Below are 24,050 nucleotides of genomic sequence, written 5' to 3' on the forward strand. Positions count from 1 at the left end.
CCCACTACCTCGTAATTTCATTCTGTCCCTAATAGTTCTTTTAAGGTGGAATCAATAAACTCGGTATCGACAGGGTTAAGTCCAAACCCAGCCAAGTGTCCCCAGATTGATTCAATCGGCTTAAAGGTAGCGTTAGGGATGTGCTTCGTCTCATATTCACTGTCTTCTGGCGTGAAATACAAATCAGTCCGTACAGGCATCACAACCGTTCGTGCCTGGATGCTTCGTAACGCTGCCTCAAAGTCTCCCTTGTACTGATCATTTTGGCTAATGTCGGCATGCTGCCACGTCCACATCATCGCCAGCAAATCGTTTGCATCCGAAGGTACAAAGCTTTCCTCCCAAAATCCCGAGATAAATTCGGAAAGTGTCTCATAGCCCAAAGCTTTATAGCATGCCTCGCGGTAAAATGGCTGTGAAAACCCCCAACTCGCATATACGCGCCCCAAGGTACGCAGGCCAACCTCTGGAGATGCTGTATACTGCCCGTTATTCCAAGCTACATCGGCCTGCAATGCTGCTCGGATGCCTTCGATCAAGACGATGTTATGCGGCCATGTTTTTGCGGTTCCGGCAAAAGGAGCCAATCTCTCGACCATATCTGGGTAGATCGCCGCCCAATGAAAAGCCTGGATGGCCCCCATCGACCAACCGGTTGCCAACGCAATTTTTTTGATGCCAAACCTCTCCGTAATGAGTCGATGCTGAAGTACGACATTATCGTAGATCGTAACGTGTGGAAAATTGGCCTGATCATACGGGCTTGCCGTGTTGCTCGGTGAGGACGATAGCCCGTTGCCGAGCATATTGGGAATGATGATAAAATATTGATTCGGGTTCAAAGCCTTATCTTCCCCGATGAGCCATTCGTTTTGGTAATGCTGGTCTCCAAACGATGTAGGAAATATAATGACGTTATCCTTGGCGGCGTTGAGCGTACCATACGTTTTGTAAGCAATAAATGCAGGCAGTGTCACGCCTGACTGCAAGCGAACCTCTCCCAAGTGAAAAATGTCGTAATCCATCTCGCATTGCTCCTTTGTAGTCATGATTTTTTTCAACTATAAACGTTCCCGTACAGGGGAAAGTCAAGGGAATGATAGATTGGGGGTTTTTCCATGTTTAAGATCAGTGAATTTTCCCGATTGAGCAGAGTATCCCTAAAGACGCTTCGTTTTTATGACCAAATTGGCATTTTGAAGCCAGCGAATATCGACAAAGAGACTGGCTATCGGTTTTATGCAGCAGAACAATTGGTTACACTCAATCGAATCCTCATGTACAAGGACTTGGGTTTTACGTTGCAACAAATTCAGCAATTGCTGCATGAAGAGATGTCCTTGGAGCAAATGCAAGGCATATTCAGGCAAAAAGAAAGGGAAATGGAACAGCTTCTTGAGGTGGAGCAAGCACGTTTGAATCGAATCAAGGAGCGTCTGCTCTCGATCGAGCAAAAGGGGTACGTAGAACAAGAGGTTGTCTTTAAACGAGTCGAAGCCCAAAAAGTTGTTTCGTTCCGTTCAGAAGGTACGGTAGAAGAGCTGCCGATGCTTTTCGATCGGCTGGCTCATTATGCAGGGAAGCAGCAGAGAGGGATGCTTTCTCCCATCGTTTTGTGGAAGGAGTCGGAGCGAGACGAGACGGCATTCGAATTGGAGATCGGCTATGTACTCAAACAGGACATTTCCTTGCCATCCGACATGCTGGCAATACGTATGCTGCCAGAGGAGCCGATGATGGCCACCCTGGTTCAACGTGTAGAGCCATTCGTTCCTTCTACGGCCTGTATTGACTTGGCAAAATGGATAGAGCGCAATCAATACCGGATCAAACAAGATCAGCCAGGCAGAGAAAACTATCTGCAATCCCCACACGGGGGCGATATGTATGTAGAAGTACAAATTCCAATTGAATCCCCCTGAAGAAGGCCAGTACCTGTATAGACGAAGAGGTACTGGCCTTTTGCTTGTGTTCATTTGACGCTGGTGGAGGGCAGATAGTACAGTAAGGTTGATCGAGGATACAGAAAATTCCAAATAGGAAAGAAGGGAATCCAGCTATGAATAGAAAAGCACGTCGGTTCATTGATCTGAGTGTGCCTCTTGATCGTCTGGCAAAAGAACCGTTTCCACCTGAGATTCAATATAGTAGTCATGAAGAAGGGGCTGTCCAAGCCGCGCAGTACTTCGGATTGCAACCAACGGATTTTCCCGAACAGAAGGCTTGGGCGAGTGAAACGGTGACACTCACGACACATACAGGGACACATGTCGATGCGCCTTGGCATTACTGGCCTACTTCTGAGGGAGAGCCGGCGAAAACGATTGATCAGTTGCCGTTGGAGTGGTTCTACGGGGATGGTGTCCTGCTTAATTTTAGTGAAAAGCCGTCTGGCTATGAGATCACGGTGAATGATGTAAAACAGAAGCTCTCACAAATCCAATACGAACTGAAACCGTTCGATATTGTCCTGATCAGGACGGACGCGGATAAAAGATACTATGAAGAGCACTATTTTCAATCACATGCGGGAGTATCCGCCGAAGCGACACATTGGCTGATTGATCAAGGAATCAAGGTCATGGGAACCGATGGGTGGGGATGGGATATCCCATTTTCCGTTCAAGCCGCTGATTATAAGCAAAATCCACGCGATGGCGTTTTATGGGCGGCTCACTATGTGGGAAAAGAGAAAGAGTATTGCCAAATTGAAAAACTGGCGAATCTGGAGCAATTGCCTAGGCCCTACGGATTTACCGTATCTGTGTTTCCTGTAAAAGTGAAAGGAGCGAGTGCGGGATGGGCGCGCCCTGTCGCGATTTTTGAGGAAGAGGAGTAGTTGTATGGGCATGAACAAGAGAGCGAAAGTTCTGTTCCTCCTATTCTTCTTCTTGGGCCTTTGTTTCATCATGATCGCGTATGTTTCGCTGATCTGGCATCCTGCATTGCCATTCGAATCCAAGTCCAAAAGAGAAGTAACGGAGCTGTTGGGTGAAAACACGGGAACCATTGTCAAATTGACCACGGAGGAAAACGTCGATTGGTATGGGTATGGGCCGCAAGCGAATGAGGCTTCAGCGGCAGATGCTATGAAACGAGCAGTGACAGAAAAAGGCTGGACCTTTATCCAACAAGAAGGGGCCGGATACTTTTTTGAACGGGGGAAAGAGAAGATGATCATTACGTCACAAATGTGGACGGGCAACTATGTACTCTTTCGAATCCCTGCAGGTGTTCTAGAACCTTGAAGGGGGAAGGGCTTTCCACAACAAATATTTCTCTCGTAAACAAACAGCACAAGGCCGATACCCCGCAGCAATAGCGGTAGCTTCGTCTGCAAAAAATACGCGATGGCGCACATAACCGCCTCGCGTAATGGCTCTGGTGGCAGATGGACAATCCAGTCGGCCATATATTTTGCCTGGTCTGTAGCCGCCAAATGTACCAGGTGTACTGCTTTTATAAAACTGGCGATCGGCTCCCAGCAGGGTGTAAGTTTTGGCAGGCATGTGGCTTCCTCCTTTATGGGTTGGTGTCAGTACATTCACTTCAACAGGAGGAAGCCACAGCAAGCCTACATGGATTTTTACCTTATGAGAATTTCGGAATCGCGAAGTAGGCAGTCAAACGGTGGTTGATCTGCTCTTCGGTGAGCTCTGGGAACAATCTCGCTTCCTTCACCATATCGTACAGACGCTCCATCGGCTCGCGGCCATCGGCTTTCTTTGCCTTCGCGTCGTTTTTGAGCAGCTCCCAAATCCCAACCACATACTCGCGTCTGGTGACATCTTGTTTGCGGAAAAAGAAATCGAGGCGCTCCACATGGTCCATGAATTCGTCGCCGAAGCGCTTGTCCACTTCCCCGCGCAGGAGGGCGATTTCAGCCTCGTACATCGGACGCTCGTTGCCTTTTTCCTTGCTGATCCAAGGTGTCTCCAGTACAAGCGGCAGGTGGCGGATTTTCTCGTGGTTCACGATGTAATTCATCGCATCAAAGCCGATGAGTCCCGCACCGATTGGCGCATGGCGGTCTTTGCCTGCCCCGCGGAAGTTTTTGCTGTCATTCAAGTGAACGACGGCGAGACGATCCAAGCCAATTGTCCGGTCAAACTGTTCCAGGACACCGTCGAAGTCGTTGACGATATCATAGCCAGCGTCGTGAATGTGGCAAGTATCCATGCAGACGGTCAGCCTGCTGTTGTCTTCTACTTTCTCGATGATGGCGGCGATTTCCTCAAAGCTGCGACCGATTTCTGTCCCTTTGCCCGCCATAGTCTCTAACGCGATTTTCACGTCGGTGTCTTTGACGCCTGTCAAAACCTCATTCAAGCCTTCCGCGATCCGGGCGATGCCGTACTCCGCGTCCTTGTCTGTGTAAGCACCAGGGTGCAGAACGATATTTTTGACGCCAATGTAGTCGGTCCGGCGAATCTCTTCTTGCAGAAAGCGGACAGCGAGCTCATAGGTATCGTCCTTGTAAGACCCCAGGTTAATAATGTACGGGGCATGTACCACAATTTCATCCACGCCTTGCTTCGCCATTACTTCTTTGCCTTCCGTAATGTACTGGTCCTCGATCGGTTTGCGGCGGGTATTTTGCGGTGCACCTGTGTAGATCATAAAGGTACTCGAGCCGTAAGAAGCTGCTTCTTGGGCGGCATTCAGCAGTCCCTTACCGGAGAATGATACGTGGGAACCTATTTTTAGCATAGGATAGAACCTCCTTTGATTAATAAAGAAAACGCCATAAATAAAAAGTAGCGTACGACTCCCAATTCGTCCAAGCCTTGGACAGCTCTCGTATTTCTGCTTTGGTCGGCTTTTTTTCTTTGCCTAGTAAAAATTTGATCGCATTGTGCAAGCCGACATCATCAATGGGAAAAGCAGAGGGCATTCGCAGACAGCGCATGAGCACATAGTTGGCCGTCCACGGTCCAATCCCGCGGATGCTGGTCAAACGTTTCTCCGCGGTTTGATAATCTCCTCCGTCCCATAATAGCTCTTTCGATAGTTTCCCTTCAACGATGAGTTGTGCGACGTCAATCAAATACTCGCATTTCTTGGTCGTCATGCGCAAGCCATCCAGATCAGCGACGGTCAATCCGGCGATTTTTTCCGCTGTGGGAAAAAGCCAATACGTCTGTCCTTCGAGCTCTACTCTTTTTCCGAACGTCTCTACCAACCGCCGCTTGAGGGTGTACGCATAGGTCAGGTTAATTTGTTGTCCAATGATTCCCCAACTGAGCGCTTCAAACAGGTCGGGAATACCCATGGTCCGCAGCCCGTAAAACTTTTCAACAGCCTGCTTAAGAAGAGCATCTCCTGCGGCAAGCTCATAAAACGGAACGAGATCCCTGTCCAGATCGAACCAGTCTCGCACATAACGTGCTACTTCTGTTCGTACTTTTTCATTGGGGAGCGAAGGATTTAGAAAACGCACAGTTAATCCTTGATCGGTATCTGCGTGAATTTCGACCACTTGTGGATCTTGTTCCATCGAGATAGCTTTGTAGAGGCGCCCGTTTTGAATGTGAAACATGCATTCGTTGGATGCTCTGGACAAGTAGTGAAGATTTTGCGAAAAACTGAATTCCGCAGGTATGGACAAAATTATTTCTTCTCTATTATCGACCCAAGCCGAGGGGGATAGACCGCTTGTCATGTGAAAACCTCCTGTCTGACTTCCTCCTAGTTTTATAACAAGATAAGCGGGACTGTCATTTCGTTATTTTGCTATTTTAATCTTCTAGCAGTACGGATCACATAGCGTGGGGGTATACTGTCGGTAAGAGCAAGCGATTCGAAAACGGCTATGGCAAAGGAGATGACATGTCTTGGAGGAACGGGTAACCGATGAGCGATGGCAGGCTATTATTCATAATGATGCGTCTTACGATGATCAATTTTTTTATGCGGTAAAAACGACGAAGATCTTTTGTAGACCGTCGTGCAAGTCGAAGCCGCCGAAGAGGGAGAATGTGCGGGTTTTCCAAAATGCAAGCCAAGCCCTTCGGGAAGAATTTCGCCCGTGTAAACGCTGCAAGCCAACGGGAGAGAGATTGCCTGATCGTGAGTGGGTGGCACAAATTACACAGTACATTGATTCCCATTATAACGAAAAGCTGACGTTGGAGCATTTAGCTGATATGTGCCATGGGAGTCCGTTTCATTTGCAGCGAACGTTTAAGCGACTCATGGATATGACGCCCGTGGAGTACATCCAGAAAAAGCGGATAGAACGGGCGCGAGAGCTGCTGGCTCATTCGAACAACCAGATCGCGGATGTTGCGCAAATGGTAGGAATGCCGAATACGCCGTATTTTATCACGTTATTTAAAAAAATGACGGGCAAGACACCGAGTGAATATCGCCAATTGTACATCAAACAACAAACGACATAAGCTGCTTCTGAAATGATATCTTTAGGAGTAAGAAGCATTGAAGATGAGACACAAAAGGAGTCCTGCCAAGATGAACGATACGAAAACCTTGCGAGAAGTATTTAAACAGACCACTTATCAAATCGCCGGGCACAGCAAGAGAGACCTCCACCAATTGCAGCAGGTCCTATCCAGGGTGGATGGGAATGTGGAGGGCGATATGTACGGAACAGGCGAACTCATCGAGAATTTCCAACAAAAGATGGCCGAATATTTGGGTAAAGAGTCCGCCGTATTCTTTCCCAGCGGTACGATGGCCCAACAAATCGCGCTACGCATCTGGTGCGATGAGAAAGGAATCAAAAAGGTCGCCTATCATCCGCTCTGCCACTTGGAGATCCACGAGGAAGATGGGCTGAAGGAGCTGCATCAAATCGAGGCTGTCTTGCTGGCCGATAAGGACAGAGTGATTGAGCTGGACGATGTTCTCGGCATGGACGACGATATCGCGTGCCTGTTGCTGGAATTGCCACAGCGTGAGATTGGCGGACAACTGCCCGCGTATGAGGATTTGGAGGCGATTTCCCGTTATTGTCGGGAAAAAGGAATTCGGCTGCATCTAGATGGCGCCCGGCTTCTGGAAATCCTGCCGTTTTATCAGAAGTCTGCCGATGAGGTATGCGCGTTGTTTGATAGCGTGTACATATCCTTTTACAAAGGAATAGGCGGAATCGCTGGAGCGATCCTGGCTGGGAATGAAGAATTCACGAAGCAATCGAAGGTATGGAAAAGACGCCATGGCGGTGACCTGATTAGTTTGTACCCGTATATTGTCACGGCAGAATACCATTTTGAGCAGAGAAAGCATAAATTCAGTCAATATTACGAGCATGCAAAAGAGCTGGCGGGATTGTACAACCAATGCCAGGGGATATCCACGAGACCGGCCGTGCCTGTATCCAACATGTTTCATGTGCACGCAGATTTGCCGAAAGAAGAGCTCGAGCGTATCTTGCTCTCACTTAGTGAAGAGACAGGGATTGGCTTCACCCATTATGTCAGACAGGAGGACGAATCTTCTAGCTCCTATGAGGTAAGTATTGGTGATCGGTATGCGATGATCCCGAAGGAAGAGTTGGCATTGGCATTCGAAAAGCTGCATCAGAAAATAGGGGAGCAGAAATCAAAAGCTGAGTAAATGAATCGATTTCGGGCGCGAATGTTTCCGAAAAGAAGAGAAAGGAACCGAATGATAGCTAATAGCCCCTTTCTGGCAGCGAATGCTGTAAGAAGGGGGCTTTTGATTTTGGCTAGGTTTTCACTGGTTCGCCTGTACGCCAAATCGGGTAAACAATTGCCAGATCAGCTCTCGTCTGCTGGATACCCCGGTTTTTAGGAAGATGGACTTCAAATGATCCTGAACCGTATAGGCGGAGATGTGCAGTGTGCGTGCGAGCTCCTTCGTGGAAGCGCCGCGGACAATCCGGTCGAGTATTTGCTTCTCCCGTACAGACAATCCGTATGCTTCGGCGATGAGTGGCAGCATATCAGCAGGTTTTGCGGGACCGAACAAAACAGCCAAGTGGATCGTACTGCTTTGACTGTTCATGGGGCTTGCCTGAATCGTCATGTAAGGGCCATTTGGCATGCGAATGCAGACTTTTGCCATGGATGTCGTGTGACCTGCTTCTGCCGGATTGGAAAGTGCCCGCGAACAAACCGCTCGCACTGGTCGGGGCAAGGTATTGCGATCAATCGACTCCCATTGGCGCAGCAGGGTCAGCCATTTTTCCGCTGTGGGATTGGCAGCGAGCAAGGTGAATTGATCCGACAGCATCAATATCCCCATCTCTTCTTCCATCCACGTATTCTCCTCAGTGGGTAAGGACAGACTCGTCTTTCGCAACTGATAAGCAATCAACGGAGCCAAAGCCAAAATACATTCACGTTCTGGATCTGAAAAAAAGGCACGCCCCTGGGATCGAAACAACGTTAAATAGCCCCAGCATGCACCGTCGTACTTGAGGGCAGCACGCATTTCATCATGAAACCCGGCGGGAAGCAGCACATTGCGATAGCGGTCACTTCGTTCAAGGTGGCCCTCGGTCGCCTCACTCAGCGTCGCGACAGGCTCAGCTGCTTTGCACAAATCATCATACCGGTTGAAGTCCTCGCGCAAGTATTCATGCTCAAAAATACCATGATGAATGGCTTCCACCCCGTCTTCTGTAATGGCCCCGGTGGACAAAAGTGTTTGCGGATCAACGGCAGTACAGCAGGCCCCGTCAAAAGGGACGAACTCTCGCAATAGCTGCAAGAGCGCTGTCCGATAGTTTTGTGAGGAGTCAGAAAAGCGTTCAGCCAGTGCCATCACTTTTCGTTTGCTCGCTTCCTGATTTGTGTTCATCTGCATTCTCCTGTGCGTCTATTGGCAAAAGGAAAATCCCAGCTTTGTGGGATGGTGCTCTCCTCGATCCTCTCTATAATTGAGAATAATTCTTAGTCTAAATTTACAAGATTCGTGAGGAGTTGGAAAGACCATATGAGCCAGCGGCAGCGCTTTTTCATGATGATCGCGATTTGTCTGGGTGCATTCCTGTCTCATTTTACGGCGGGGATTGTCAATGTCTCGCTTCCTCAGTTCACATACATTTTCCAGACGGAGCTGGCGATCGCACAATGGATTACAACGGGTTATTTGCTTGTCATTGCGTCTTTTCTTCCTTTCATGGGCAAGCTGGGAGATCGATACGGGCATCGTGTGCTGCACAATTACGGCTTCCTGCTGTTCACGGTAAGCTCTGTCTTGGTGGCATTTTCGACGACGATCACGATGCTGCTCATGCTTCGAATCGTGCAAGCCATCGGAGCGGCTATGTTCCAGGCGACCAATATCGCGCTCATTGCGATTTTGCTCCCAAAAGAAATGCGGGGAAGGGCAATGGGGATCATGAGTACAGCTGTTGCGCTTGGCGGCATGACCGGGCCGATTGCAGGTGGGATGATCGCGTCGTGGTTGAGCTGGGAGTGGCTGTTTCTGATTCATGTTCCTGTAGCGATACTGGCTACGGGGCTGGCTTTTCGTTACATTCCTTCCCTAGAGCAGACGAGGAGGACCCGTTCACTTGATCTCGTTGGGGCAGGTCTGTTCATGCTACTGGTCAGCTTAGTCATTACCGCGATCTCCAATGGAAACAGGTGGGGCTGGGCTTCAGAAGGGATGCTCATTCTTATTGGGGGTGTACTCGTCTTGGCATGGGCGTTCGTCTGGTGGGAACGGGGACAGTCAGTGCCGTTTCTACCCATGGCGGTCTTTCGCCTATCAGCTGTGTCCAGTGGACTGTTTATTAGCTTCACTTCGTTTGTGCTTGCGAATCTCGTACTGGTTGTCCTGCCGTTCTACTTGCTTGATCAGGCGCATGTTTCCCCTCTGACGGCAGGGTATATGATGACTGCTTACCCACTGCTGCTGGCGCTGACCGGTCCTTTTAGTGGCTGGGCTTCAGACCGCTATCGGGTACGGCCCCTCATTTTTGCAGGTCTTGGTGCGATGGGGGCAGGGATGACCGTCTTGGCGATCTGGCTAGAGGCATTATCTACGGTGGAAATCATCGCGGTACTGGCTTTGACAGGGGCAGGTATGGGGCTGATTGCTTCGCCCAACAACAGCTACATCATGCGCCACGTCCCGATGGAGCATGCGGGCGCGATCGGAGGCATGATCGCCTTGACGAGGAATGCAGGGATGGTAGTCGGCGCAGCGTTGGGACTGGGCATGATGAACGGCGATTCGAGCCAAGCTGCGCAGCCGACGATCGATGCGTATCGTGCGGTTTTTGAAGCAGGGGGCCTGATTTGCTTGAGCGGTTTATTTGTATGGTGGTATGCGGGTCGTCTGGAGCGGCAAAAAAAGAAAGACGCAGAGGTGGAGAAAGTATGAGCAAGGATCGAATTGTGGTCGTCGGAGGGTACGGTCATGTAGGGGCAACCATATGCAAGGATTTGGGTAACGCATATCCGGGATGGGTGTATGCAGCCGGACGCAGCTTGGAGAAGGCTGAAGCATTTTGCCGACAAGCAGATGGGAAGGTGCTGCCGCTGCAACTCGATATTCACAAGCCGTTGGACCAAAGTATGCTGGAAAAAGTAAAGCTGGTGGTCATGTGTCTGGATCAGACGGATACGGCTTTTGTGGAAGGGTGTTTGCGGAATGGAACGCATTATCTCGATATTTCAGCGACTGGCCATTTTTTGACGCAAATCGAGCAATGGGGGAGACAGACTGAAACGAAGGACATGGGAACCGCCGTGCTCAGTGTAGGACTGGCGCCAGGACTGACCAACCTGCTCGCAGGGGAAGCTCATCGCTTGCTGGAGCAGGTGAATGAGCTGGACATATTCATTATGCTTGGTCTTGGTGATCGGCACGGGAAGGCCGCGATTGAATGGACTGTCGATAACTTGTGTACGAGCTACGAGGTGATGAACAAGCATCAGCGAGTGACCGTAGAGAGCATGACAGAGGGCAAGGTCGTTGATTTTGGGCCGGAGCTGGGGAAAAAGCATGCGTATCGATTTCCGTTTTCCGATCAGCAGACATTGGCGCGCACCTTGGGTGTCCCCACAGTATCTACGCGACTTTGTTTTGATCTGGATGGGATGACGAGAGTAGTGGCGACCCTTCGGAGTATTGGAATTTGCCGATTACTCCATCAACCAAAAGTACGGGAAGCCGTGATTAAAGCGTTTGGGCATTGGAAAATGGGGGATGATCGGTTTGCCATTAAAGTAGAAGCACGAGGAAAACGGGGAGCTGACGAGGCTACAGTAGAGTGTCTGCTTTACGGGCGCGATCAGTCAAACATGACCGCAATGGTGGCGGCTGCCGTAGCAAAATCGCTATATAAAGAAGCGTTTCCTCCAGGAGTCCACCACATGGAACAACTGTTTTCATTAGAAAAAATGAGATTTTGGCTGGAGCAGGAAGCATCACTGACCATTTTTGTCAGGGAAGCCGGTCTATGATAGAGCTATCGACGAACGAAAGAGGGGGCTTTATCATGACACACTATGCCAAAAACATGTACGACTTTCACGCGTGGGCGAATCAGACGTTAATCAATCGCTTGAAGGAACTTCCGGAAGGGGTTTACGAGCAGGAGGTCCAAAGCGTTTTCCCGACAGTAGCAAAAGTGATGGAGCATATTTATATGGTTGACCAAGGCTGGATTCTCATATTGCAGGGGATGGATATGAAAGCGGCATTGAATGAGGCATGGCAGAAGGAAAAGGAATTAACGGGGAAAAGCTTGGAGGAAGTAGAGAGGTTGTATGCCGAGCTGGTTGAGCAATTCAGAGCTTTTCTCAACCAAGAAGAAGATTTGGAGCGGCGCATCGTCCTTGATAATCCGTACACGAGAGTACGCGATACGAGCTTGGCAGAAATCATCATGCAAGTGGCCAATCACGGAACGTATCATCGTGGAAACATAACGGCGATGCTGCGCCAAATGGGGTATCCTTCTGTCATGACCGATTATGCTCTATACTGGTACGCCAACTGACAAGAGCCTTAGGCTGGAAGAGATTTCATTCTTCTGGCCTTGGGCTGTTGACAAGGGAGAATTTACGTCCTATAATTATCTTAAATTCAAGATATTTAAATTTCGTAACATCGTCATCCTACTTCCCCAAGCAGGAACATTTTTAAATCAATTATCTCTAATTTAAGATATTAAAAAATGAATGAGATAGAAAAAATCGAGGAGGAAGTCCCATGAGTGAATTCACTACCCTTGTAAAAAACAGAAGATCCGCAAACAAGTTTCTAGCTGACGTAACGATAACACCTGCTGAGATCGATGAAATCATGTCGCTGGTCAAATTCGCGCCATCAGCATTCAATTTGCAGCATGCCCATTATGTAGTTGTCATCGATCCAGAAGCCAAAGAGCGTGTATATGAAGCGGCATATAGACAATATAAGGTAAAGACCGCTTCGGCAGTTGTGCTTGTATTTGGTGACAAGGAAGCGTACCAAAGCGTAGAGAGCATTAATGAAGGTCTTCTTCATTTAGGAGTCATGGATCAACGCGAGTACGACCACAACAATTCTTCTGTAAGAGCAATGCACGAGGCTGGAGGAGAGCAGTTCAAGCGTGATGAAGCGATCCGCAATGCCAATTTGTCTGCAATGCTGTTCATGCTCGCTGCAAAGGATAAAGGCTGGGATACGTGCCCGATGATCGGATTCGACCCAGCAGCGGTCCAAGAGATAGCAAAGGTTCCGGACAGCTTTGTGCCAGCTTTGATGATCACGATTGGGAAGGAAGATACATCCAGCCAGCGTGTCAGAGGGTACCGCAAGCCCGTTGGAGAGTTCGTAAGCTACAACACATTCCAAGCAACTAAATAATAAATTTGAGGAGGTTATTCAAAATGACACAACAAACGGCAGGAATTCACCATATCACGGCTTTTGTCACAAGCGCTCAAAATAACGTTGATTTTTATGCAGGTTTTCTCGGATTGCGCATGGTGAAAAAAACGATCAACTTCGATGCACCAGATGTATATCATCTTTACTTTGGGAATGAGGTCGGCAGTCCAGGTACCGCGATCACCTTTTTCCCTTGGGAATCTGGTCGCCGCGGACGTGTTGGCGGTGGTCAGGTTGGCTATACGACTTTCTTGATTCCGGTTGGGGCGTTTTCCTTCTGGGAGGATCGACTGAAAAAATTCGGAATCGAGTACCGCCGCGTGGAGCGTTTTAATGAAACGTATCTGCAATTTACAGACAGAGACGGCTTGCAGCTGGAGATCGTGGAACGTGAAGGCGGTCCAGCGAGTAAATGGTCCTTTGGCGGAGTGCCAGCTGACAAGGCGATCAAAGGCTTCGGCGGAGCGATCTTGTACAGTATGGCTCCAGCCCACACCATGGATGTTCTCGAGAGACTGATGGGACTGACTAGAGTTGGCGAAGAAAATGGCCTTGTTCGTTTCCAGGCTCACGGCGATTTGGGCAATGTCATTGATGTGAATGCCGAGTCGATACCAAGAGGAGCAGGTGGTGCAGGTACGATCCACCATATCGCATGGCGCGCCGTAGATGATCAGGATCACCAACTGTGGCAGCAGCGTGCAGCTCAATCTGGTCTCCATCCGACGGACATTATCGACCGTCAATACTTCAACGCCATCTACTTCCGCGAGCCGGGCGAGATTTTGTTTGAGATTGCAACAGATCCTCCAGGCTTTGAAAGAGATGAGCCATTTGAGACATTGGGTGAAAAACTGATGCTCCCTGAGTGGTATGAGCCACGTCGCGCCCAGATTGAGCAAGGCTTGCCGCCGATTACAGTCAGAGTGTTGGAGGAAGATAAATAATGAATTTGCAGCACATTTTTCGAAAAGGAACCGATTCAGAAGCACCAACTCTGTTGCTGCTTCACGGAACAGGCGGAGATGAGAATAACCTCTTGCCGCTGGCCAATCGCATTTATCCAGGCGCTTCTGTTCTGAGTGTCCGTGGGAATGTTCTCGAAAACGGCATGCCGCGATTCTTCCGACGCCTAGCAGAGGGAGTATTTGACGAAGAGGATTTGATCTACCGCACGCAGGAGCTGCATGAGTTTTTGGATCAGGCGGCGGTTACGTATCAGATCGAGCGAGACAATATCGTGGCAGTCGGCTATTCGAACGGGGCGAATATCGCAGGTAGTCTCCTGTTCCATTACCCGAATCCGCTAAAAGGAGCGATTCTTTACCACCCAATGGTTCCACGCCGTGGGATCGCTCTGCCTGATATGTCAGCCATCCCGGTGTTCATCGGAGCGGGCACGAATGATCCGATCTGTACTGCACAAGAGACGGAGGAGCTGAACCAACTACTGACAGAAGCAGGTGCTGACGTGACTGTGCATTGGGATTCATATGGTCATCAGCTGACGGTGAAGGAAGTAGAGGCTTCGGCCGCGTGGTTTACAGAGGTGTTTCGTAAGTAATCGATGAGTAACAAGAGCGGCGGACCCAGGTGTCTGCCGCTTTTTTGTGTGTTTTTCCGGGAAAAGAGCAGGCTTCCCGCAGATTTAATCAAATGTGTAAGAGTCGTCAAGAGCCAGCAGGATTCGTTCATCCCTTGTTCATATTGCTTCTTTACGATTGATCCGTGTAGATAGGCGCAAGCCAGTGACGATTTGCAGGAGGATAGACAAGTGAGTATCATTCAAAATAATGAAGCAGGAGAACCAGAGGGCGAAGTAACAAGGGGGCGAGCTTGATGAAACTGACGATTCTGATTGCAGATGACGATCCACACGTACGTGAGCTATTGCGATTTTACTTATCAAAAGAGGGATACAACGTCTTGGCTTGTGTGGATGGAAATGAGGCTTCGCAGCTATTGGAACAGGAATCAGTCCAGCTCGCCATCGTGGATGTGATGATGCCAGGCAAAAACGGCTGGGAGCTGTGCCGGGAGATACGGGAATTTTACGACCTCCCTGTCATCATGCTAACGGCAAAAGGAGAGGTGCGGGATAAGGAAAAAGGTTTTTTGGCGGGGACGGATGATTATTTGACCAAGCCATTTGAGCCTACCGAATTGCTGTACCGCATCAAGGCCTTGCTGCGTCGCTATCAGATGGTCAGCAAACAAATCATCGTTTTAAACGATACCGTCATCGATCGGATTAGCCATGTCGTGAAGGTGAAAGATGAGTTGATTCATTTACCGTTAAAGGAATTTGAACTACTTGCCCAGCTTGCCAGTTTTCCTGATCGGATCTTTACCCGAGATCAACTATTGGAGCTTGTGTGGGGGAGCGACACCGAGAGTGATAGTCGTACCATCGATGTGCATATTAAGCGGCTGCGAGAAAAGTTTACGGAGAAAACAAATGACTTTGTCATTTCTACCGTTCGCGGCTTAGGCTACAAGCTGGAGGTACGAGGCACGTGAAATCACTCTACGTTCGGGTCGTTCTTACCTTCGTCGCAATTGTACTGATCAGCGGCACACTGGGATTTTTGCTGGCAAATGAGTATTATCAACGAAATCTGCGCGCTTATAATGAACAAAAAATCATGAGCATCGGACAGCAAATGATTGATTTGTATGAGCATAAATCGTCGCTCGACCTGCCCGCCTTCATGGCCCATATCGCCAATTTGAATTTTCAGCTGCAGCTCGTGGATGAGAATGGCGCAGTAAGCCAATTCGGAGCACCTTTCCGCGATCAGCAGATAGAGCCTGCCATCGTTCAAAAAGTGTTAGCGGGTGAGACCTACAGAGGGATTACAGAAGAACAGCACGGCTTGTTTGTGACCGGATTTTTCGAAAACACGTTGAAAAACAGCATTGGCTTGCCGCTTACAGCAGAAGGGAAGAAATACGCCCTGTTTGTACGGCCAAATATTGAGCAGCAGTTTGGTGAGGTGCACATTATGTTTGCCCTGCTGCTGGCAGCGATGTTTATCCTTAGCTTGATCCTGATCTTGATATTTACCCGTTATTTGGTGAAGCCGATCGAGAAGCTAAGCCGTGCGACCAAAAAGCTGGCAGAAGGCCAGTACGATATCCACCTGGACATCGCGCGCCGGGACGAAATCGGCGATTTGGCCATTCATTTTGCCAGGATGACAGAGTCACTCAAACAACTGGACGAGATGCGCCAAGAGTTTGTCTCCAATGTCTCTCATGAAATCCAGTCTCCATTGACATCGATCCAAGGCTTTTCTCAAGCCATCCGCAGCGGTGGTGTGACAAACGAACAGCAGGAGACGTACTTGACTATCATCGAAGAGGAGAGCAGACGGCTGTCTTCCTTGAGCAAGCAGCTGTTGACGCTCGCTTCCCTGGACAAAGAGACAGGTCTGTACGAACCGACACGGTTTCGTCTGGATGAGCAGATCAGGCAAGTCCTCTTAGTTTTGCAGCACCAGTGGCAACAAAAAAAGCTCACGATGGAGCTGACTTTACCGGAGACCTTCATCGTGGGTGACAAGCAGCTGCTCAATCAAGTGTGGATGAACCTGCTTGCGAACAGTATCAAATTCACCCCAACAGCTGGCTCTATTTACATTGCGATACAGAAGGATACGCGAATTGTAGTGACCATTCGAGATACGGGGATCGGCATGTCAGAAGAAGAACAGGAGCATGTCTTTGACCGTTTTTACAAAGGAGACAAGGCACGCAATCGAGAAGCGACGGGAAGCGGTCTCGGTCTTTCTATCGTGCAAAAAATTTTGCAGGTCGCAAAAGGCAGCATTCACATTCAAAGCCGTATAGGCGAAGGGACAACGGTCACGGTCAGCCTACCGACGGGGGAGAATCCTACTGCACGAACGCTAAACGAATCATAACAAAACGAAGCAAGGGAGTGATTTCCATGAATATCGGCATGCGTTTTCTTGCCGCAGTCACATCCTCTTTCTTTACCGGTCTGTATGCTGCGTTGATCATCTACAGCTTTCGTGATCCAAGCGCGCCGTACGGGTTCGGGCAAGAGTATTTGCTGGGTGTACTCGTAAGCATGGCATTGAACCTGGTCGTCTTCTTATGGCTGTCTGTGTTCCTGGACTGGCTTGTGAGTAGGTCACCCTTGATCGGGTGGAAAAAATACGTTGTGCGTTTCGGGGGATATGCTGTCATCGGCTATGTGCCTGTGCTTTCGCAATGGCTAATGAGTGTTGATCCACATGCTGTCTTGTTTTATCCGCAGGCAACAGTGTTTGTGTTCGCCGCAATATGTTACTTCCTTATATTTGTGGGAATAGAGGCAATCAGGCAGCGGTTTACCCGGAAAACGAGTATAAACCGCCATGGTTAATCAAATGTTTAAAATACTGACTAAGCGGTTGTGTACCATTGAATGACATAATAATGGTGTGCGTTACCACCGAATAAAAGAAAATCATTCCACTCATCATAAATCAGCGTGTTAGTGGACGAAGCTGTCACAATGGAGCCAAAATCAATTTCAATACCGAGTTCATCTAGTTTGCCAAGCGTATTTTTCACGTCTATTTCCATGAATAATCCAAATCTTAGGAGGGGATCAATGACCCGACTAAGTACGAGCTGTCTGTTGCTATTCTTGACATTCATCTCTTCCCAAGCCCATTCTTCTCCCCAGTATTCGAGGCGCTCCATTAAAAGTAGAAAAGCATCCACCGGATGAGGGACTTCTGTTTTTTCGAGAGACAAAAGATAGGCTAAAGCCTCCCAGCGTGGCTGCCGGTCTTCTTGAATATGAAAATGATCGACGAACTTTCGGTTATGGATACCCTGTAAACAATGGATTACCGCATCCTTGTTTATCATGTGCGAACACACCTCCTGACTATCACTTAAAAAAGTCATCTTAGTCCTATAACAAAAAAGCCCGAGCAATCAGGTAGCTCGGACAATGGTTTTCTGTTCTTTGGCGTGTTCAATCCCCGCAGATATGAGATGGCGTACATGATCATCATCCAACGAGTAAAAAACGAGCTTTCCTTCTTTGCGGTACTTGGCCAGTCCCATGTTGCGCAGAAGTCGCAGATGGTGGGAGGTGTTAGCGATCGAGCTTCCGATGATGGCAGCCACATCGCAGACACAGAGCTCGTCTTCCATCGAGAGGATGTGAATGATTTTGGCGCGGGTGTCATCGGCCAACGCCTTGAAGATTTTTGCGACCCCTTCTGATTCTGTGGCGAACGGCTTTAACCGATTTACTTTTTCCTCATCAAAACATTGGATTTCACAGATGTCGTCCACTGTAACCATCACCTCATGCTCTACAATGTCCTACTATTATAGACATTCGCAGAGAAAGTGAAAAGGAAAAACGACATTTTCATGGCAGTGTAGTGTCCCTCTCTGTTTTCGTGTAAGATGAACATGATCCAAGAAATGGGGAGAGAATACCATGAGTGCGCAACCAAAGTGCCCGAAGTGCCGTTCTGCGAAAATCGATTTGACGGAATCGATCAATAAGCCATTATACATAACGATTTATGTAGCGGTTTTGGCAGTGCTTGCCTTGATCGGCATTTCGGTGAAAGGGACTCCTGTCATCTTTTTATTCCTCGGACTGTCAGGGGCTTTTATCCTGTTTGCCGTTCGTCTTGCCTTAGAAAAGCGAAAAGTAATCAAGTGCAAATGTCTGGACTGTGGGGAGCGTTGGCAGACGACCCCAGCTCCAGTAGAAGCTCGTACCAAGTAACACGACTCCTCGTAATAGGGGTCTTTTTCTTTATTCTGGACCTGTAAAAAAATGGGCGAAATATTCAAAGCAATTCTTGAACGAACCAGAAGGATGCGATAATATAATAATTAAATATTTGTTTGAATGTTTGTGGATTGATTTCATTCGAAGCTGGGCAAAATAGATGCTTGGAAAAAGGTGAAAACAAATGGCAGAAGAACGAAAAAAAGATGAGTGTTGCAGTGGGCATCAATGCGGAAGTGAACATAAGCATGCTGGTAAAATTCTCATGGTTCTCGAGCCTGCGGCTGCGGCAACAGAAAGCGCAGGCATTCTTTCTTCACAGGCTGTCGTCTATCGCGTTACAGGTATGGATTGCAGTTCGTGCGCCAAATCGCTGGAAAAGCATATGCAGACGTTGCCTGCCGTAAAAGAGGTAAACGTGAACTTTTCCACGGGTAAAATGCAGCTCGTCACGGATGGGCTGGGAGAAGATGCAGTGGTCAAGGAAGTCGCCAAGGCTGGCTACAGCGCCATGCTGCTTACGAGGAGCACGGCCAAAGCAGTACCGAAAACGGATCAAGCAGGGACGGTACTGACGACGATTTCTGGTGTGTTGTTGGCTCTCGGCTTTCTAGGTTCCTTATCGCCTAGCATATCTCCGCTGGTCGTTACAGTGCTCTATGCGTTGTCGATCATAAGTGGCGGCTACCGACCTGCACGCAGTGCTTTTTACGCGATCAAAAGCGGTTCACTGGATATGAACGTATTGATGTCTGTTGCAGCAGTAGGAGCAGCATTAATCGGGGAATGGCTGGAAGGAGCGACAGTCGTCTGGCTCTTTTCCATCGGAAACTTGTTGCAGACCAAGTCGATTGAAAAAACGCGCGACTCCATACGCAATCTGATGGATTTGGCTCCGCCTGAGGCATGGGTCAAGGTGGGGGAGTCTCTTACACGCAAGCCAGTTGAGGACATCTATGTCGGCCAAGTCATTGTGGTGAAGCCGGGAGAGAAAATCCCGCTGGACGGTGTCATTGTACACGGGACATCGAGCGTCAATCAGGCCCCGATTACAGGTGAATCGATTCCCGTGGATAAGCTGGTCGGCGACAGTGTTTTTGCAGGGAGTGTCAACGAAAGCGGCGCGGTGGAGATCAAGGTAACCAAGCTGGTAGAGGATACGGCGATTGCCAGAATCATTCATCTCGTGGAGGAAGCGCAGGAGAAAAAAGCGCCTACTCAGGCATTCGTCGACAAGTTCGCTGCGATCTACACGCCAATCGTGCTCGTGCTTGCTTTGCTCGTGATCGTATTCCCGCCATTACTCGGACTCGGCACCTGGGGAGAATGGTTTTACAGAGGGCTTGAGCTGCTGGTTGTTGCTTGCCCGTGTGCACTGGTCATTTCCACGCCAGTTGCGATTGTGTCCGCGATTGGAAATGCAGCGAGAAACGGCGTCTTGATCAAGGGCGGTACGTTTTTGGAAAAGGCAGGAGCAATCACTGCCATTGCTTTCGACAAAACGGGTACATTGACGGAAGGGAAACCACAGGTTGCAGCGGTTATCGAGATGGAGGGAAGCGAGGACGAAGTAGTGTCGATCGCCAGAACGATTGAAGAGCGTTCTTCCCATCCGATTGCACAAGCGATTCTCACCTATGCGAATCAAAAGCAGGTTGCTTCTCAGAGCGGGCAAGATTTCAAGGCGATCGTCGGAAAAGGGGCGAGCGCTGTCATCGGAACCGAAACATTTTATGCAGGTAAGCCCGCCCTGTTTCAAGAGCTGGGAATCGATCTCTCGGCATGGCAAATGAAAATCGAGTCGTTGCAGAGCGAGGGACATACGCTAGTAGTTATCGGTACCGCAACGAAATTGATCGGGATGATTGCTGTTGCCGATACTATTCGTGAGATTACGGTTAGTGCCATTGGCAAGCTCAAGGCAGCAGGAATCGAAGACATCGTGATGCTGACGGGTGACAATACGGGTACGGCGAAAAAAGTAGCGAGCCAGACAGGAGTCAATCGTTATTTTGCAGAGCTGTTGCCACAAGATAAGGTAGAGGCGGTTAAGAAGCTCCAACAGGAAGGCAAGGTAGTCGCCATGGTGGGTGACGGGATCAACGATGCGCCTGCTCTCGCATCAGCTGACTTGGGGATTGCCATGGGTGGAGCAGGCACCGATACGGCAATGGAAACTGCGGATATCGTGCTGATGGCTGACAATCTCGAAAAGCTGCCGCACACGATGAAGGTCAGCAGAAAAGCACTCATGATTATCAAACAGAACATCTGGTTTTCGATCATCGTAAAGCTGGTGGCACTCGTGCTGATATTCCCGGGCTATCTAACCTTGTGGCTGGCGGTGCTCAGTGACACAGGAGCCGCCTTGCTGGTCATCTTAAACAGCATGAGACTGTTGCGCATGAAGGACTAAATAAAAAAGGGAGATGAGCTGTCGAAGCTCTCTCCCTTTTCTTATATATGGTTTACACTAAGACGCCGCCGCCGTATCTTTCGAATTCTTTTTGTGTGCAAGCGACAAAGTGTCCGCGCTCAATTTCTCGCAAGACGCGTTCTTCCCCTTGGTCTCGCAAATATTCCTGATCATCGAAAACGATGCGCTTACGGTTGCGCTCATAATCAGGGTCTGGCAATGGAATTGCCGAGAGCAACGATTTGGTGTACGGATGAACTGGATTCTCGTACAGGCGATTACTTTCTGCCAGCTCTACAATACGTCCGCGGTACATGACACCAATACGGTCACTGATGTACTTAACCATGGACAGGTCATGGGCGATGAACAGATAGGTCAGGCCTTTTTCTTTTTGCAGGCGCTTGAGCAGGTTAATGACCTGCGCCTGAATGGACACGTCGAGGGCAGAGATCGGTTCATCGGCAATGATGAATTCCGGATCAACAGCCAATGCCCGCGCAATTCCGATCCGTTGGCGCTGTCCGCCGCTGAACTCATGCGGGTAACGGTTTGCGTGCTCGCGGTTGAGGCCAACGGTTTCCAACAGCTCGTGTACCTTGGCGATGCGTGCTTCCTTGGTCGCCAGACGATGAATGTCCAGACCTTCCGCAATAATATCGGATACGGTCAGACGTGGATTCAACGACGAGTATGGGTCTTGGAAGATCATCTGGATTTTGCGGTTGAGCCATTTCTTTTCTTCAAGTGTTTTCTTTCCGTGTACACTTTGTCCATTGAACAAGACCTCTCCGCCCGTTGCATCGTAAAGGCGCAGGATGGTGCGTCCTGTGGTGGATTTACCGCAACCGGATTCACCCACAAGACCGAAGATTTCCCCTTTGTAGATGTCAAAGGTGATACCATCTACAGCTTTCAGCGTGTGACCATTCCCGAGGTCAAAATGCTGTTTCAAATCTTTGACTTCAACCAGCTTCTCACGGTTCTCGTAGTTAAACGTTTTTTTGGTGCTTACTGGCGCCTCAGTCGCATCATCCGAATTGACTTTTCGTCTCACAGCCGAAGCAGGTGGTTTGATGTCAGGTGCCATTTCATGCAAGAGCCATGTTGCCGCATAGTGCGTGTCGGAGATTTTGAACATCGGTGGCTCATATTCCAGATCGACCTTCAGCGCAAATGGGTTACGAGCTGCGAAGGCATCACCTACAGGTGGCTTGAACATATCAGGCGGCGATCCAGGAATGGACATTAGCTCGTCATCGCTGGCATCGAGGCTAGGCATGGAACCTAACAGACCCCATGTATACGGGTGCTTAGGATCATAGAAAATTTCATCGACTTTACCGATTTCCACAATTTTACCTGCATACATAACCGCTACACGGTCTGCCATGTTAGCAACTACACCGAGGTCATGCGTAATGAAGATGATCGAGGTGCCCATCTTCTTTTGCAGTTCCTTCAGCAACTCCAAAATCTGCGCTTGAATCGATACGTCCAGAGCAGTCGTCGGCTCATCGGCGATGATAATTTTTGGATTGCAGGCCAGTGCGATGGCAATGACGATCCGTTGGCGCATTCCACCAGAAAACTGGTGCGGGTATTGATCGACACGTTCATTGGCAAGCGGAATCCCTACCATTTCCAACAGTTCAATAGCACGGCTGCGGGCTTCAGCGCGGTTCAGCTTTTGGTGCTTGATGAAGCTCTCCATGATTTGGTTCCCGATAGTCATCGTCGGATTCAAGGAAGTCATCGGGTCTTGGAAGATCATCGAGATATCGCGACCGCGAACATCCTGCATTTCTTTTTCGGAAAGCGTAACCAAATCCCGTCCTTCAAAAAGAACCTGTCCTTTTGGAATGCGTCCAGGAGGAGAAGGAATAAGTCGCATAAGTGCTTGGGAGGTGACCGATTTACCGGAACCAGATTCACCAACGATCGCCAGCGTTTCTCCTTTTTCCAGATCAAAGGAGACGCCACGTACGGCTTTGACTTCACCTGCATACGTATCGAAAGACACATGCAAATCTTTTACTTCTAAAACTTTTCCCATATCATCATCCCTTTCGAGCATGCTTTGTCGTGATTAACCCTCCGTGTATATCTAACAATCTCTCTAGTAGGAATTTTTGCGAAAATGAAAATCATTATCACCATTATACTATATTCATTAACCGTTGTTAAAAAATTTTTTTCTACGTTGCATACTCATGCAGAATCATCTTCAATTTTGCCAAAAGCCCAGAATAGTGGTTTTTTTAGCGTTACCAAATGATAGCCCAGTCATACTATGCATCAAAGCAGCAGAATACTGGCTTAGAGGGAGGGTAACGCTTGTGAGCAAGCTCAATGGGCCCAAGGAAATCGCACTCACTTTTGATGATGGACCGGATCAGTTGTGGACGCCTCGTGTGTTAGACATACTAGCCCACTATCAGGTAAAGGCCACTTTCTTTTGTGTGGGCCAAATGGTGAAGTACAATCCGAAAATACTGGAGCGGATCGTAAAGGAAGGTCACATGGTAGGAAACCATAGCTGGGATCACCCTGACTTTACGAAAATTCCTCTCTTGGCTGTTCAGGAGCAGATAGAACGTACGTCGGATCAGATCGAGAAGGTAGTAGGTGTGAGACCTAGGATGGTTCGACCGCCATATGGAGCAGTGAATGAGGAGGTCATCCAGCTGCTTGCGGCGAGCGACTACGAAATGATTTTGTGGGATATAGATAGTTGGGATTGGAAAGGTCTCACCGGCCCACAGGTAGCGAGAAACATCTTGGGACATGTCACCCCAGGTACAGTCGTGCTTCAACATTCCGCTGGCGGTACGAAAGACACGTTAAAGGGAAGTATGGACGCTTTGCCCTATGTCATTGAGGTGTTAAGTGAGCAGAAATATACCTTCTCAACCATTTCCGCCTTGTTTCAACTGGCAGCTTATCGAGAAAGAACCTGTCCTGTCGAGAAATGGAGAAGGGGCAGATAGAGGAAATGGATTGAATTCTGTGGTAATTAGTAGAATCAGAAGATTTTTT

The 24,050-nt window shown here is 48.9% G+C and carries 25 protein-coding genes; 17 read left to right on the plus strand and 8 right to left on the minus strand.

What is annotated here, in order from left to right:
• Positions 1–17 precede the first annotated feature (17 nt).
• Positions 18–1,025: an alpha/beta fold hydrolase gene (locus C7R94_RS17635; protein ID WP_106783321.1), complete on the minus strand. Its 1,008-nt coding sequence runs from the start codon at positions 1,023–1,025 to the stop codon at positions 18–20.
• Positions 1,026–1,118: 93 nt separating this feature from the next.
• Here C7R94_RS17635 and C7R94_RS17640 point away from each other — a divergent pair, with 93 nt between their 5' ends.
• The 3 genes from C7R94_RS17640 to C7R94_RS17650 all read left to right on the plus strand — a co-directional run bounded on the left by C7R94_RS17640 (position 1,119) and on the right by C7R94_RS17650 (position 3,248).
• A complete protein-coding gene (locus tag C7R94_RS17640; RefSeq protein WP_106783323.1) occupies positions 1,119–1,922 on the plus strand; it encodes a MerR family transcriptional regulator in 804 nt (267 codons plus the stop codon).
• Positions 1,923–2,059: 137 nt separating this feature from the next.
• Complete coding sequence (locus C7R94_RS17645; RefSeq protein WP_106783326.1) at positions 2,060–2,839, plus strand: cyclase family protein; 780 nt, start codon at positions 2,060–2,062, stop codon at positions 2,837–2,839.
• Between the two features lie 10 nt (positions 2,840–2,849).
• Positions 2,850–3,248, plus strand: coding sequence for a hypothetical protein (locus C7R94_RS17650; protein ID WP_233220589.1), 399 nt, complete (start codon positions 2,850–2,852; stop codon positions 3,246–3,248).
• Here C7R94_RS17650 and C7R94_RS17655 read toward each other — a convergent pair.
• The 3 genes from C7R94_RS17655 to C7R94_RS17665 all read right to left on the minus strand — a co-directional run bounded on the left by C7R94_RS17655 (position 3,237) and on the right by C7R94_RS17665 (position 5,662).
• Positions 3,237–3,509: an Ada metal-binding domain-containing protein gene (locus C7R94_RS17655; RefSeq protein ID WP_106783330.1), complete on the minus strand. Its 273-nt coding sequence runs from the start codon at positions 3,507–3,509 to the stop codon at positions 3,237–3,239. The genes C7R94_RS17650 and C7R94_RS17655 overlap by 12 nt on opposite strands.
• A gap of 82 nt (positions 3,510–3,591) precedes the next feature.
• A complete protein-coding gene (locus tag C7R94_RS17660) occupies positions 3,592–4,710 on the minus strand; it encodes a deoxyribonuclease IV (protein WP_047074595.1) in 1,119 nt (372 codons plus the stop codon).
• A 19-nt stretch (positions 4,711–4,729) separates the two neighbouring features.
• The gene (locus C7R94_RS17665; protein WP_106783332.1) at positions 4,730–5,662 is read right to left on the minus strand and encodes a DNA-3-methyladenine glycosylase 2; all 933 of its coding nucleotides are present in this window, start codon (positions 5,660–5,662) and stop codon (positions 4,730–4,732) included.
• Between the two features lie 172 nt (positions 5,663–5,834).
• Between C7R94_RS17665 and C7R94_RS17670 the strand changes: the two genes are divergently transcribed.
• Both C7R94_RS17670 and C7R94_RS17675 read left to right on the plus strand, forming a co-directional pair.
• Positions 5,835–6,401: a bifunctional transcriptional activator/DNA repair enzyme AdaA gene (locus tag C7R94_RS17670; RefSeq protein WP_106783334.1), complete on the plus strand. Its 567-nt coding sequence runs from the start codon at positions 5,835–5,837 to the stop codon at positions 6,399–6,401.
• 70 nt (positions 6,402–6,471) lie between these two features.
• The gene (locus C7R94_RS17675) at positions 6,472–7,578 is read left to right on the plus strand and encodes a threonine aldolase family protein (RefSeq protein ID WP_047074590.1); all 1,107 of its coding nucleotides are present in this window, start codon (positions 6,472–6,474) and stop codon (positions 7,576–7,578) included.
• A gap of 120 nt (positions 7,579–7,698) precedes the next feature.
• Here the strand turns inward: C7R94_RS17675 and C7R94_RS17680 are convergent, their stop codons facing one another.
• Positions 7,699–8,787, minus strand: coding sequence for a response regulator transcription factor (locus C7R94_RS17680; protein WP_106783336.1), 1,089 nt, complete (start codon positions 8,785–8,787; stop codon positions 7,699–7,701).
• A 135-nt stretch (positions 8,788–8,922) separates the two neighbouring features.
• On the opposite strand from C7R94_RS17680, the gene C7R94_RS17685 reads away from it, so the two are divergent.
• The 9 genes from C7R94_RS17685 (at position 8,923) to C7R94_RS17725 (ending at position 17,212) form a co-directional block, all read left to right on the plus strand.
• Positions 8,923–10,320, plus strand: a complete 1,398-nt coding sequence (locus C7R94_RS17685) for an MFS transporter (RefSeq protein ID WP_106783339.1) — start codon at positions 8,923–8,925, stop codon at positions 10,318–10,320.
• A complete protein-coding gene (locus C7R94_RS17690) occupies positions 10,317–11,405 on the plus strand; it encodes a saccharopine dehydrogenase family protein (RefSeq protein ID WP_106783341.1) in 1,089 nt (362 codons plus the stop codon). Before C7R94_RS17685 ends, C7R94_RS17690 begins: the two co-directional genes overlap by 4 nt.
• 35 nt (positions 11,406–11,440) lie before the next feature.
• Positions 11,441–11,944: a DinB family protein gene (locus C7R94_RS17695; protein ID WP_106783391.1), complete on the plus strand. Its 504-nt coding sequence runs from the start codon at positions 11,441–11,443 to the stop codon at positions 11,942–11,944.
• Between the two features lie 212 nt (positions 11,945–12,156).
• Complete coding sequence (locus C7R94_RS17700) at positions 12,157–12,795, plus strand: nitroreductase family protein (protein ID WP_106783343.1); 639 nt, start codon at positions 12,157–12,159, stop codon at positions 12,793–12,795.
• A gap of 23 nt (positions 12,796–12,818) precedes the next feature.
• Entirely contained in the window at positions 12,819–13,766 is a 948-nt protein-coding gene (locus tag C7R94_RS17705; protein ID WP_106783345.1) for a ring-cleaving dioxygenase, read from the plus strand.
• A complete protein-coding gene (locus tag C7R94_RS17710) occupies positions 13,766–14,383 on the plus strand; it encodes an alpha/beta hydrolase (RefSeq protein ID WP_199197943.1) in 618 nt (205 codons plus the stop codon). The genes C7R94_RS17705 and C7R94_RS17710 overlap by 1 nt, the downstream gene beginning before the upstream one ends.
• 275 nt (positions 14,384–14,658) lie before the next feature.
• On the plus strand, positions 14,659–15,339 hold the full coding sequence (locus tag C7R94_RS17715; RefSeq protein ID WP_106783348.1) for a response regulator transcription factor: 681 nt from the start codon (positions 14,659–14,661) through the stop codon (positions 15,337–15,339).
• Complete coding sequence (locus tag C7R94_RS17720; RefSeq protein WP_106783350.1) at positions 15,336–16,745, plus strand: sensor histidine kinase; 1,410 nt, start codon at positions 15,336–15,338, stop codon at positions 16,743–16,745. The genes C7R94_RS17715 and C7R94_RS17720 overlap by 4 nt, the downstream gene beginning before the upstream one ends.
• 26 nt (positions 16,746–16,771) lie before the next feature.
• Positions 16,772–17,212: a hypothetical protein gene (locus C7R94_RS17725; RefSeq protein WP_106783353.1), complete on the plus strand. Its 441-nt coding sequence runs from the start codon at positions 16,772–16,774 to the stop codon at positions 17,210–17,212.
• Positions 17,213–17,232: 20 nt separating this feature from the next.
• Here C7R94_RS17725 and C7R94_RS17730 read toward each other — a convergent pair whose 3' ends face one another.
• Both C7R94_RS17730 and C7R94_RS17735 read right to left on the minus strand, forming a co-directional pair.
• On the minus strand, positions 17,233–17,706 hold the full coding sequence (locus tag C7R94_RS17730; RefSeq protein ID WP_106783356.1) for a hypothetical protein: 474 nt from the start codon (positions 17,704–17,706) through the stop codon (positions 17,233–17,235).
• Positions 17,707–17,775: 69 nt separating this feature from the next.
• Positions 17,776–18,150 carry an ArsR/SmtB family transcription factor gene (locus C7R94_RS17735; protein WP_035290894.1) on the minus strand — a complete coding sequence of 125 codons (375 nt, stop codon included), beginning with the start codon at positions 18,148–18,150 and terminating at the stop codon, positions 17,776–17,778.
• Positions 18,151–18,292: 142 nt separating this feature from the next.
• On the opposite strand from C7R94_RS17735, the gene C7R94_RS17740 reads away from it, so the two are divergent.
• Positions 18,293–18,589 (plus strand): hypothetical protein, encoded by a 297-nt coding sequence (locus C7R94_RS17740; protein ID WP_048036073.1) that lies wholly within the window; start codon positions 18,293–18,295, stop codon positions 18,587–18,589.
• 190 nt (positions 18,590–18,779) lie between these two features.
• On the plus strand, positions 18,780–21,011 hold the full coding sequence (locus tag C7R94_RS17745) for a heavy metal translocating P-type ATPase (RefSeq protein ID WP_106783358.1): 2,232 nt from the start codon (positions 18,780–18,782) through the stop codon (positions 21,009–21,011).
• Positions 21,012–21,063: 52 nt separating this feature from the next.
• Here the strand turns inward: C7R94_RS17745 and C7R94_RS30840 are convergent, their stop codons facing one another.
• The gene (locus C7R94_RS30840; protein WP_083995254.1) at positions 21,064–23,067 is read right to left on the minus strand and encodes an ABC transporter ATP-binding protein; all 2,004 of its coding nucleotides are present in this window, start codon (positions 23,065–23,067) and stop codon (positions 21,064–21,066) included.
• A gap of 283 nt (positions 23,068–23,350) precedes the next feature.
• On the opposite strand from C7R94_RS30840, the gene C7R94_RS17755 reads away from it, so the two are divergent.
• Positions 23,351–24,001 carry a polysaccharide deacetylase family protein gene (locus tag C7R94_RS17755; RefSeq protein WP_233220590.1) on the plus strand — a complete coding sequence of 217 codons (651 nt, stop codon included), beginning with the start codon at positions 23,351–23,353 and terminating at the stop codon, positions 23,999–24,001.
• Positions 24,002–24,050: the final 49 nt, after the last annotated feature.

It is taken from the genome of Brevibacillus sp. NRRL NRS-603, from assembly GCF_003013445.1.
GTDB classification, from domain to species: Bacteria; Bacillota; Bacilli; order Brevibacillales; family Brevibacillaceae; genus Brevibacillus; species Brevibacillus formosus.

Bases quoted from the DNA above. Each gene is read 5' to 3' on its own strand.
- C7R94_RS17660 (WP_047074595.1), bottom strand. From the start codon at position 4,710: ATGCTAAAAATAGGTTCCCACGTATCATTCTCCGGTAAGGGACTGCTG.
- C7R94_RS17680 (WP_106783336.1), bottom strand. From the start codon at position 8,787: ATGAACACAAATCAGGAAGCGAGCAAACGAAAAGTGATGGCACTGGCT.
- C7R94_RS17735 (WP_035290894.1), bottom strand. From the start codon at position 18,150: ATGGTTACAGTGGACGACATCTGTGAAATCCAATGTTTTGATGAGGAA.
- C7R94_RS17690 (WP_106783341.1), top strand. From the start codon at position 10,317: ATGAGCAAGGATCGAATTGTGGTCGTCGGAGGGTACGGTCATGTAGGG.
- C7R94_RS30840 (WP_083995254.1), bottom strand. From the start codon at position 23,067: ATGGGAAAAGTTTTAGAAGTAAAAGATTTGCATGTGTCTTTCGATACG.
- C7R94_RS17665 (WP_106783332.1), bottom strand. From the start codon at position 5,662: ATGACAAGCGGTCTATCCCCCTCGGCTTGGGTCGATAATAGAGAAGAA.
- C7R94_RS17710 (WP_199197943.1), top strand. From the start codon at position 13,766: ATGAATTTGCAGCACATTTTTCGAAAAGGAACCGATTCAGAAGCACCA.
- C7R94_RS17740 (WP_048036073.1), top strand. From the start codon at position 18,293: ATGAGTGCGCAACCAAAGTGCCCGAAGTGCCGTTCTGCGAAAATCGAT.
- C7R94_RS17685 (WP_106783339.1), top strand. From the start codon at position 8,923: ATGAGCCAGCGGCAGCGCTTTTTCATGATGATCGCGATTTGTCTGGGT.
- C7R94_RS17715 (WP_106783348.1), top strand. From the start codon at position 14,659: ATGAAACTGACGATTCTGATTGCAGATGACGATCCACACGTACGTGAG.
- C7R94_RS17695 (WP_106783391.1), top strand. From the start codon at position 11,441: ATGACACACTATGCCAAAAACATGTACGACTTTCACGCGTGGGCGAAT.
- C7R94_RS17730 (WP_106783356.1), bottom strand. From the start codon at position 17,706: ATGATAAACAAGGATGCGGTAATCCATTGTTTACAGGGTATCCATAAC.
- C7R94_RS17650 (WP_233220589.1), top strand. From the start codon at position 2,850: ATGAACAAGAGAGCGAAAGTTCTGTTCCTCCTATTCTTCTTCTTGGGC.
- C7R94_RS17640 (WP_106783323.1), top strand. From the start codon at position 1,119: ATGTTTAAGATCAGTGAATTTTCCCGATTGAGCAGAGTATCCCTAAAG.
- C7R94_RS17725 (WP_106783353.1), top strand. From the start codon at position 16,772: ATGAATATCGGCATGCGTTTTCTTGCCGCAGTCACATCCTCTTTCTTT.
- C7R94_RS17635 (WP_106783321.1), bottom strand. From the start codon at position 1,025: ATGGATTACGACATTTTTCACTTGGGAGAGGTTCGCTTGCAGTCAGGC.
- C7R94_RS17745 (WP_106783358.1), top strand. From the start codon at position 18,780: ATGGCAGAAGAACGAAAAAAAGATGAGTGTTGCAGTGGGCATCAATGC.
- C7R94_RS17700 (WP_106783343.1), top strand. From the start codon at position 12,157: ATGAGTGAATTCACTACCCTTGTAAAAAACAGAAGATCCGCAAACAAG.
- C7R94_RS17705 (WP_106783345.1), top strand. From the start codon at position 12,819: ATGACACAACAAACGGCAGGAATTCACCATATCACGGCTTTTGTCACA.
- C7R94_RS17645 (WP_106783326.1), top strand. From the start codon at position 2,060: ATGAATAGAAAAGCACGTCGGTTCATTGATCTGAGTGTGCCTCTTGAT.
- C7R94_RS17675 (WP_047074590.1), top strand. From the start codon at position 6,472: ATGAACGATACGAAAACCTTGCGAGAAGTATTTAAACAGACCACTTAT.
- C7R94_RS17655 (WP_106783330.1), bottom strand. From the start codon at position 3,509: ATGCCTGCCAAAACTTACACCCTGCTGGGAGCCGATCGCCAGTTTTAT.